The sequence below is a fragment of the Flavobacterium oncorhynchi genome, from assembly GCF_002217355.1.
GTDB classification, from domain to species: Bacteria; Bacteroidota; Bacteroidia; order Flavobacteriales; family Flavobacteriaceae; genus Flavobacterium; species Flavobacterium oncorhynchi.
On record NZ_MUHA01000003.1, the window covers coordinates 328,864 to 339,666 of the forward strand.

Here is a 10,803-nt window from a genome sequence, read left to right on the forward strand (position 1 = left end):
TAAAGTACACATATATGTCAGCAGAAGCGCACGGTCACGATCACGGACACGATCACGAGCACGAACATCATCATAAAGACACATTCATTACTAAATATATTTTTAGTATTGATCACAAAATGATCGCTAAGCAATACTTGATTACAGGTATTATCATGGGGATTATTGGTATTGCTATGTCTTTGCTTTTCAGAATGCAATTGGCTTGGCCAGAAGAGTCTTTTAAAATCTTTAATGTTTTATTAGGAGACAAATTTGCACCTGATGGTGTAATGGCAAATGATATTTATCTAGCTTTAGTTACAATTCACGGTACCATTATGGTATTCTTTGTACTGACAGCTGGTTTGAGTGGAACTTTTAGTAACTTACTTATTCCGCTTCAAATTGGAGCGCGAGATATGGCTTCTGGATTTATGAACATGATTTCATACTGGTTGTTCTTTTTATCTGCTGTAGTTATGTTATGTTCTTTATTTGTTGAAGCTGGACCAGCTTCTGCAGGTTGGACAATTTATCCACCATTAAGTGCTTTACCACAAGCGATCCCTGGATCTGGAACTGGTATGACTTTATGGTTAGTTTCGATGGCTATCTTTATTGCATCTTCTTTAATGGGATCATTAAACTACATCGTAACTGTTATTAACTTAAGAACAAAAGGAATGTCTATGACTAGACTTCCACTTACAATCTGGACATTTTTCGTAACAGCTATTATTGGTGTTATCTCTTTCCCAGTATTATTATCTGCAGCATTATTATTGATTTTCGATAGAAGTTTTGGTACTTCATTCTTCTTATCTGATATCTATATTGCAGGAGAGGTTTTACATTACCAAGGTGGTTCTCCAGTATTGTTTGAACACTTATTCTGGTTCTTAGGTCACCCTGAGGTTTACATTGTAATCTTACCAGCAATGGGTCTTGTTTCTGAAATTATGGCTACGAACTCTCGTAAACCAATTTTTGGATACAGAGCGATGATTATGTCAGTTCTTGCAATTGCATTTTTATCAACTATCGTATGGGGTCACCATATGTTTATTTCTGGAATGAATCCTTTCTTAGGATCTGTATTTACTTTTACAACTTTATTAATTGCAATTCCATCTGCTGTAAAAGCATTCAACTGGATTACAACTTTATGGAAAGGTAACTTACAATTTAACCCTGCAATGTTGTTTTCTATTGGAATGGTTTCTACTTTCATCACTGGAGGTTTAACTGGAATCATTTTAGGAGATAGTACTTTAGACATTAACGTTCACGATACTTACTTCGTAATTGCTCACTTTCACTTAGTAATGGGTATCTCTGCACTTTATGGAATGTTTGCTGGTATTTACCACTGGTTTCCTAAAATGTATGGAAGAATGTTAAATAAAAACTTAGGTTATATTCACTTCTGGATTACAGCAGTTTGTGCTTATGGTGTTTTCTTCCCAATGCACTTTATCGGATTAGCAGGTTTACCAAGACGTTATTATACAAATACTAACTTCCCATTATTTGATGATTTACAAAATGTGAATGTTTTAATTACAACATTTGCTCTTGTAGGAGGAGCTTTCCAATTAGTATTCTTGTACAACTTCTTTAGTAGTATTTTCTACGGTAAGAAAGCGGTTCAAAATCCTTGGAGATCTACGACATTAGAATGGACAACTCCAGTTGAACATATTCATGGAAACTGGCCAGGTGAAATTCCTCACGTATATCGTTGGCCGTATGACTACAGTAACCCAAATCATGATGTAGATTTTGTTCCTCAAAATGTACCAATGAAGGAAGGTGAAGAAGTTTTACACCACTAAAATAATAGAAAGACTGTCAGAGATGACAGTCTTTTTTTTATGTGTTATTTTAAATAGTTAAATTGTTACTGTTTACATACTGATTTACTTTGTATATCTTTGTAAAATGAATGAGAATTTAGATCCAACAACCAAAGGATATAACCCAGAAGAATTAGATCTTGAAAAGAGATTACGCCCATTGTCATTTGATGACTTTGCTGGACAAGATCAGGTTTTAGAAAACTTAAAAGTTTTTGTTGCTGCTGCAAATCAACGTGGCGAGGCGCTTGATCATGCGTTATTCCATGGACCTCCAGGGCTTGGAAAAACGACTTTGGCTAATATTCTGGCAAATGAATTAGAGGTTGGAATAAAAATTACTTCTGGACCAGTTTTAGATAAACCTGGTGATTTAGCTGGTTTGTTAACAAATCTTGATGAGAGAGATGTTTTATTTATTGATGAAATTCATCGTTTGAGTCCAATTGTTGAAGAGTATTTATATTCGGCAATGGAAGATTTCAAAATTGATATTATGATTGAATCTGGCCCAAATGCTAGGACAGTGCAGATTAATTTGAATCCGTTTACTTTGATTGGTGCAACAACTCGATCAGGATTATTAACGGCTCCAATGAGAGCACGTTTTGGTATCTCATCTCGATTACAATATTATTCTACTGAACTTTTGACAACAATTGTAGAAAGAAGTGCAGGGATATTAAAAATGCCTATAGATCTTGAAGCTGCAATTGAAATTGCAGGCCGCAGCCGCGGAACTCCTCGTATAGCAAATGCACTACTGCGACGAGTTCGTGATTTTGCACAGATAAAAGGTAATGGTACTATTGATATTGAGATTTCTCGTTACGCATTAAAAGCTTTAAATGTTGATGCGCATGGCTTAGATGAAATGGATAATAAAATACTATTAACTATTATAAATAAGTTTAAGGGTGGGCCCGTAGGTCTTTCTACTTTGGCTACAGCCGTATCTGAAAGCAGCGAAACTATTGAGGAAGTGTACGAACCTTTCTTGATTCAAGAAGGATTTATTATGCGTACGCCTCGTGGTCGTGAAGTTACAGACAAAGCATATAAACATTTAGGTAAGTTAAATACAAATATTCAAGGAGGTTTGTTTTAGCAGTTATGTCTAATAATGTAAAATATAAGTACCCAAATAAATTATCAATAGTTCGATTTTTTAAAGATGCTGAAGGGGTTAGAAAAAATCCGATTCCTTTTCATAATAGATATTTTGAGAAATTTGGAGATTCTTTCTCCATTAGAATTGGTTTCTCAAAGCATATCATTTTGTCGAGAGATAATGAAATTGCGCAATATATTTTAGTTAAAAATCAAAAGAATTATCATAAATCTAAATTTCAATCTGTATATCTTTCTAAGTATTTAGGGAAAGGTCTTTTAACCAGCGATGGTGATTTTTGGTTAAAGCAGAGACGCCTTATCCAACCCGCATTTCATAAACAAAAAATGAATCAGTTGGTTGATAATATGAATATAACTATTAGTGCAGAATTGGATAATCTCGGTGAAGAAAAGCCGATAGATCTTTTTCCAATAATGAGTAATCTGGCATTTAATGTTGTGGCAAAATCTTTGTTTCAGCTTGAAACTGCAGAAAATAAATTTGAACGAATTAAATTTATTATTGAAGAAGTGCAGCATTTTTTAATTAAAGAAATTCGGCTTCCGCATAAAGCTTGGTGGTTCTCATTAAGTGGTCAAGTAAAAAAGCATCTTAAGTTAGCAGAAGAGAATAATAGTATTATTCGTGAAATTATCAATGAACGAAAAGCTTCAAAGGAAGTAATAAATGATTTATTGAATATGCTTTTAGAAACCAGATACGAAGATACTGGTGAAAGCATGTCGGTAGAGCAATTGATTGATGAAATTAAAGTTTTGTTTATTGCAGGACATGAAACAACTGCAAATGCTTTAACATTTACACTTCATTTGTTAGGCAGTAATCCAGAAGTACAAGAAAAAGTTTTTGAAGAAATTTGTCAAATTGAGTCGGAAACTCAAAATGTTATTGAAAAACTTCAAAAAATGACGTATTTGAATGCCGTTTTGAACGAATCTATGCGTTTGTATCCACCAGCTTGGATTACAGACAGGCAGAATCTTGAAGATGATTCTTTTGGGCAGTTTAAAATAAAGAAAGATACTCTTATCGGTATTTCTTTTTATGAATTGCACCGTAATCCTAAGTATTGGAAGAATCCAGATGAATTTATTCCTGAGCGATTTTTGGGCGAGCAAAAGAAAGAGTCAATGCAATATTTTTATCCCTTTGGTGCAGGACCAAGGATGTGTATTGGAACTGGCTTTGCGATTTATGAAATGTGTCTTACAATATCTCAAATTGTAAAAAAATATGTGATTAAATCTAATGATAGTTTAATTCTGTTTAATCCATTAATTACTTTAAAACCTGTTAACGTTAAAGTTTCATTCTCTAAAAGATGCTGATTAATTCTAAAGAGACATATTCAAAATTTATAAAATCAGAAGCCAAACGACTTGGCTTTATTTCGTGTGGAATATCGAAAGCTGGTTTTTTAGAACAAGAAGCTCCACGGCTTGAGAAATATCTGAAAAACAATTACAATGGTCAAATGACCTATATGGAGAATCATTTTGATAAGAGACTTGACCCAACTTTATTGGTTGATGATGCAAAAAGCGTTGTTTCTCTTTTGCTTAATTATTATCCTTCGGAAGTTCAAAATGAGGAAAGTTTTAAGATTTCCAAATATGCATACGGTCAGGATTATCATTTTGTTATAAAAGAAAAACTAAAAGAATTTCTTCATTCGATTCAAGAGAATATTGGAGAAGTTTCTGGTCGCGCTTTTGTTGATTCTGCGCCAGTTTTGGATAAAGCCTGGGCAGCAAAAAGTGGTTTAGGATGGATTGGAAAAAACAGTAATTTAATTACCCAAAAAGTAGGCTCTTTCTACTTTATAGCAGAACTTATTTTAGATTTAGAGCTAGAATATGATCATGCGGTAACAGATCATTGCGGTTCTTGCACCGCTTGTATTGATGCTTGTCCTACACAAGCAATAGTTGCGCCATATGTGGTCGACGGCAGCAAATGTATATCGTATTATACTATTGAATTGAAAGAAAATTTGCCACATGAAATGAAGGGGAAGTTTGACGAATGGATGTTTGGATGCGACACTTGCCAAGATGTTTGTCCTTGGAATCGATTTTCTAAACCACATTCAGAACCATTGTTTAATCCGAACCCCGAATTACTTTCTTTTTCTAAAAAAGATTGGCTCGAAATTACCGAAGAAACTTTTCGGTTAGTTTTCAAAAATTCGCCTATTAAAAGAACCAAATTTGATGGACTTAGGCGAAATATTAATTTCCTAGAATAAATTTACTCTTTCTGTTTTACATTCATATTTAAAGAAACTTTTCTTCTTATAAAATAAAAACACACAATATTGATTTTTAATTAGTTATGTGTGTTTTGTTTGTTTTTGTACCATATGTTTTGTAGGATAAATTTACGGATTAATCATTCAAATCTCGTCATGCTGTTTTTTCTGTAAAATTTTAAGAAATTTCTGCTATTTTGTTATCAGATTGTTATGTTTTTAAGGTTTAAAGGTTAATTTGTTTTTAAGGATTGTGCATTTCAACGTTTTTTCATGTAGTTTATCGACTAATGTAGTTAGTATTGAGGTCTTTGTATACTTTCGCAGCACCAAATTTACTTAACTAACCCCCAAAGACATTGTGTCTTGAACCTAAATGCATTATGGTCCAAACGCTTAACTATCTTTTGTGCGATTTTGAAAAGTCCTTTTTCAATTATCCAAAATCTGTTTACATTATTTTTTCGTATTTATATTATAATCTGAAAGCCAAATTTTGGTTTTCAGCTTCCAAATTTTCTATACTCCCAACTAGTACCCTGTTTGTCTATGCGTAACTTTACTTTTAATGTATCTAGTTTTGTTAGGTCAAGTTTTTTTCTTTTATTATTTCTATTAGTATCATTAAGTTCTGTTGCTCAGGTTTGTGGAACACCAGGAGGTGATGGCCCTATAGCGATAACAGGTTCTGTAAATACTTATTTCCCAATTAGCGGTGATATTAATTTAAATGCTGGAGCACAGGCAATTTTATTGGCGGCATCACCGGGATCAGATGGTAAAGGAAACAACTTTGGTACTATTCCGATTTCAGCAGGAGATCTGATTTTGATTATTCAGATGCAAGATGCAACAATTGATTATAGTAACAATTCAGCGTATGGATCTGGAACAACAAATAGTGGTAAAGACGTTTTAGGGGGTACTGGGTTTCTAAATATTAATAATACGGGGATTTTTGAGTACGTTATTGCGACAAATAATGTTCCCCTGGGAGGAGGAAATCTGACTTTTAAAGGAACAGGTTCTAATGGCGGTGTTCGAAATAGTTTTTTTAATGCAAAAGCAACGCCAACTAGAGGACAGAGAACATTTCAAATCGTTAGAGTACCACAATATTCTAATCTAACTTTAAATTCTATTATTACAACTCCGCCTTTTAATGGTGTTGCAGGAGGGGTAATTGCTTTTAATGTTTCTGGGACTTTTAATTTTAACGGCAATATAATTGAAGGGTCTGCAAGAGGATTTAGAGGAGGCTACAGTCCAGTAGCATATACTGGTGAAAACAATGCTACAACTTATGTCGGTCCCTCAAGTAATACAGCAATTTCAGGAAAAGGAGAAGGAATTGCTGGTACACCAAGATACATGTGGGATGGTTTTAGTCAAGTTGACAATGGGGCCGCTAATGAAGGATTACCGGGAGGATCTTCAGGTAGAGGAGCTCCTGCAAATGCAGGTGGTGGAGGAAATGATCATAATTCCGGCGGTGGCGGTGGTGGAAATGGTGGATACGGAGGTTTAGGAGGTAAAGGTTGGCAAGGCGGCAGCGGTGCTACAAGTCCTAGTACGGGAGGAGGAAGACCAGGTTTTACTTCTTTTAAGACACCAGAACCAGAACTGACTCGACTAATTATGGGAGGTGGTGGTGGAGCCGGTGATGCCAATAACGCTGTAGATGGAGTTAAAGGAGGAGTTGGTGGAGCTATAATTCTTATTAATGCGGGTAATATTCAAGGAAATGGATTTATTAAAGCAAATGGAGGGCCTGGTGCCCCAGGTTCTTTCGCAGGATCTCCGGATGGAGCTGGTGGTGGTGGAGCTGGAGGGAGTGTTTTTTTAAATATTTCGAATACTAATGCTATAGCTACAAATGTTACTATTGAGGCGAATGGAGGAAAGGGAGGTAATACACTTAATGATTTAGGAAATTCACATGGACCAGGTGGTGGTGGTGGTGGTGGAATTATTAGATATAATGTTCCAGGAACAGGAGTAACGATAAATCCTTCTGTTACTGCTGGTGCCTTTGGTAAAACAGATAACGGCAGTCTTAATGGAGTAGATCATGGTGCGCAACCAGGTGAAGCTGGATTTGTAAAATCATTTATTTCTTCTGATGTACCGCCTAATTTACAAGTAAATGCAAGTTGTTTTCCTATTTTAGAGACAACAGTAAAGGCATTAACAACAAGTGACGTATGTGGTTCGATTGGTGAGAAAGTTACATATGAGATTCAAATAAAGAATACTGGAGCAGGAAATGCAGCTGGAGTTTTATTAGATTTCTCTTTTCCAACAAATATTGAATTTGATGCTGCAACAGCATCTTATTCAACGGAGGCTTCAGGTCCTTCTGGGGCTTTGTCTAGTACAGGTTCGGCTAATAATCCTTTAATTGGAAATTTTAATATTGCACAAAACGGAGTTGTCACTATAACTTTAGTTGGAAGAATATCAGGTACAATTGCTGCAGGGAAACATAGTTCTAGTGCGCAAGCTCAATACTTAGATCCAACTCGCAGGCTAGATGGCACTAGAAAAATAACTGCTGCTTTAAATGGATATGGTACAGTAAATAAAAAATATGAAGGAGCGAACCAAGCAGATGTTCCAGGAGCAAATTTTAATGGCGCTGGTCCAACAATAACAGATGATGATATTACAATTTTGGCACTGCCAGCAGCTCCAACAGTTAACAGAACTCAGGGAAATTGTACAACTCCAACTGGAACTATAACGGTTACAGCACCTGCGAATGGTCCGAACGTAAGCTATACTTTAACAGGAACAAATCCAGTAACTGCTTCAACAAGTAATGCAACTGGTGTTTTTCCTGGCTTGGTATCAGGAACTTATCAAGTAACCACAACCAATGCACAGGGATGTACTTCGCTTCCAACTACAGGAATACAGATTACGACTGTTCCGGGAGCCCCTACAACCACTGGAGTTTCAATGTGTGTTGGGGACTCGGGATCATTAACGGCTACTTCTTGTTCTAGTAATTTTGTAAATTCTGGAACTACAATATCAGGAGCATGGAATGGAGCTACTGATCTAAAAGCTAATCGCACTAATGTCATAATTAATTCTAATAGTTGTGTTGGTAGTTTTAGTTCGATTAAAAGAAACTATGTTACAACTTCTTTTCAAGTAAGCGTTGCTGGGAACTATATATTTGCAATGAATAATAGTAACAATTATGATGGTATGGGCTATATTGTTACTGAAGATTTTGTACCAGGAACTTGTTCTGCTGGATGGGTCAGAGGCGATGATGATAGTGGGACTGCTGGTAGTAACGGTAAGGAACCTCGATTAGGAGGCAGTGAAGGATCTGGTGCTATGTATCTAAATACTGGAATCACATACAAATTAATATCTACTACTTATGGAAGTGAAGATACATATACAGGGAATTTTTCTTGGACAATAACCCCACCAAACGGAGGTGAGATCATGTTGCAGACTCCCGGAACAATAAATTGGTACAAAGCAGCATCTGGAGGATCATCAATAGGTTCTGGAAATTCTTTTGATCCTGTAGGAGCTCCAAATTCAGGTGTAGCAAATAGAACAACACCTATATCAACTATTTTTTATGCGGAATGTTCTAATAATCCGGGTTGTAGAACAGCAACGAATTTTGTCATTAATGCAAAACCTACCATAACAGCAGTCGCTGGTGGATCACGATGTGATTTAGGAGAAGTAACTTTGGGAGCAACGGCCTCGTCAGGAACAATCAATTGGTATACTGTATCGACAGGAGGATCTATAGTAGCGACAGGAACAAGTTATAAAACACCAAGTTTATCTGCAACTACAGATTATTATGTAGAGGCTGCAGCTAACGGATGTACTTCTGCAGCTAGAACTAAAGTGACAGCAACAGTAAATACGACACCAACAATTACTAGTACAACTCCTAGGTCAGGATGTGCAGGAGAAACAGTTATTTTGTCTGCATCAGCCTCGGCAGGGACAATCAACTGGTATAGCAACGTGACAGGCGGAATCTCGTTAGGAACAGGTACAAATTTTACTACACCGAATTTATCTGCAACTACTACTTATTATGTAGATGCTACTAGTAATAATTGTACGACCGGATCTAGAGTTGCAGTAGCAGCTACAGTATATCCGCTTCCAACAGCATATGCGGTTACAGGTGGTGGAACATATTGTACAGGAGGAACAGGATTTGCAGTTGGATTAAGCAATTCAGATAGTGGAGTAAGCTATCAATTACAATTGGGAGGAGCGAATAATGGAACTCCTGTTATAGGAACGGGTACTGCGATCAGTTTTGGAACAAAAACAGCAGCAGGAACTTATACTGTTGTTGCGACTAATACTAATTCGGGAACATCTTGTACTGCTACAATGACAGGAAATGCTGTTATTACTATAAGTACTTTTCCAGCTGCATTAACATTAACAGGAAGTACTATTTGTGTTTCACCTGGAGGAAACGGTACAATTACCTCTTCAACTTCAGTAAGCGGAGTAAATTATCAATTATATAATTCAAGCAATACACCAGTTCAAGGATCAATACCTGGAACTGGATCAGGTTTAACATGGTCAAATCTTATTGCAGGAAATGGATATTATGTAACGGCTACTAATGCATCAAACTGTTCAACAAATAGTAATACAGTTAATGTAGCGACTACCCCAAATCCAGCAGCGCCGACAGTTGGAATCACAACACAGCCGACATGTACAGTTGCTACAGGAAGTGTTGTATTGAATGGTCTTCCATCAGGAAATTGGACGATCAACCCAGGAAATATTACAGGAAGTACTGCTTCTAGAACTATTTCAGGATTAACAGCAGGAACTACCTATAACTTTACAGTAACAAATGCTGCGGGCTGTACTTCACCTGCATCAGGTAATGTTGTGTTCAATGCACAACCAGCCACACCAGCTGCACCAGCAGTTGGAACCACAACACAGCCGACATGTACAGTTGCTACAGGAAGTGTTGTATTGAATGGTCTTCCATCAGGAAATTGGACGATCAACCCAGGAAATATTACAGGAAGTACAACTTCTACAACTATTTCAGGCTTAACAGCAGGAACTACCTATAACTTTACAGTAACAAACGCTGCGGGCTGTACTTCACCTGCATCAGGTAATGTTGTGTTCAATGCACAACCTGTGACACCAGCTGCACCAACGGTTGGAATCACAACACAGCCGACATGTACAGTTGCTACAGGAAGTGTTGTATTGAATGGTCTTCCATCAGGAAATTGGACGATCAATCCAGGAAATATTACAGGAAGTACAACTTCTACAACTATTTCAGGCTTAACAGCAGGAACTACCTATAACTTTACAGTAACAAACGCTGCAGGCTGTACTTCACCTGCATCAGGTAATGTTGTGTTCAATGCACAACCAGCCACACCAGCTGCACCAGCAGTTGGAATCACAACACAGCCGACATGTACAGTTGCTACAGGAAGTGTTGTATTGAATGGTCTTCCATCAGGAAATTGGACGATCAATCCAGGAAATATTACAGGAAGTACAACTTCTACAACTATTTCAGGCTT

At 36.7% G+C, this 10,803-nt stretch carries 5 protein-coding genes; all 5 read left to right on the top strand.

The genetic code is table 11. From position 1 onward, the window contains the following. Nucleotides 1-14: 14 nt before the first annotated feature. Nucleotides 15-1,817: a cytochrome c oxidase subunit I gene (locus B0A75_RS02535; protein ID WP_089052714.1), complete on the top strand. Its 1,803-nt coding sequence runs from the start codon at nucleotides 15-17 to the stop codon at nucleotides 1,815-1,817. Between the two features lie 106 nt (nucleotides 1,818-1,923). Then, nucleotides 1,924-2,946, top strand: a complete 1,023-nt coding sequence (gene ruvB / locus B0A75_RS02540; RefSeq protein WP_089052715.1) for a Holliday junction branch migration DNA helicase RuvB — start codon at nucleotides 1,924-1,926, stop codon at nucleotides 2,944-2,946. Between the two features lie 5 nt (nucleotides 2,947-2,951). Continuing rightward, complete coding sequence (locus B0A75_RS02545) at nucleotides 2,952-4,301, top strand: cytochrome P450 (protein WP_089052716.1); 1,350 nt, start codon at nucleotides 2,952-2,954, stop codon at nucleotides 4,299-4,301. Further along, complete coding sequence (gene queG / locus B0A75_RS02550) at nucleotides 4,295-5,221, top strand: tRNA epoxyqueuosine(34) reductase QueG (protein ID WP_165765075.1); 927 nt, start codon at nucleotides 4,295-4,297, stop codon at nucleotides 5,219-5,221. The genes B0A75_RS02545 and queG overlap by 7 nt, the downstream gene beginning before the upstream one ends. A 552-nt stretch (nucleotides 5,222-5,773) precedes the next feature. Further along, nucleotides 5,774-10,803 (top strand): beta strand repeat-containing protein (locus B0A75_RS20785; RefSeq protein WP_089052717.1); only part of this gene is annotated, 5,030 nt, incomplete at its 3' end.

Bases quoted from the DNA above. Each gene is read 5' to 3' on its own strand.
- B0A75_RS02535 (WP_089052714.1), top strand. From the start codon at position 15: ATGTCAGCAGAAGCGCACGGTCACGATCACGGACACGATCACGAGCAC.
- ruvB (WP_089052715.1), top strand. From the start codon at position 1,924: ATGAATGAGAATTTAGATCCAACAACCAAAGGATATAACCCAGAAGAA.
- B0A75_RS02545 (WP_089052716.1), top strand. From the start codon at position 2,952: ATGTCTAATAATGTAAAATATAAGTACCCAAATAAATTATCAATAGTT.
- queG (WP_165765075.1), top strand. From the start codon at position 4,295: ATGCTGATTAATTCTAAAGAGACATATTCAAAATTTATAAAATCAGAA.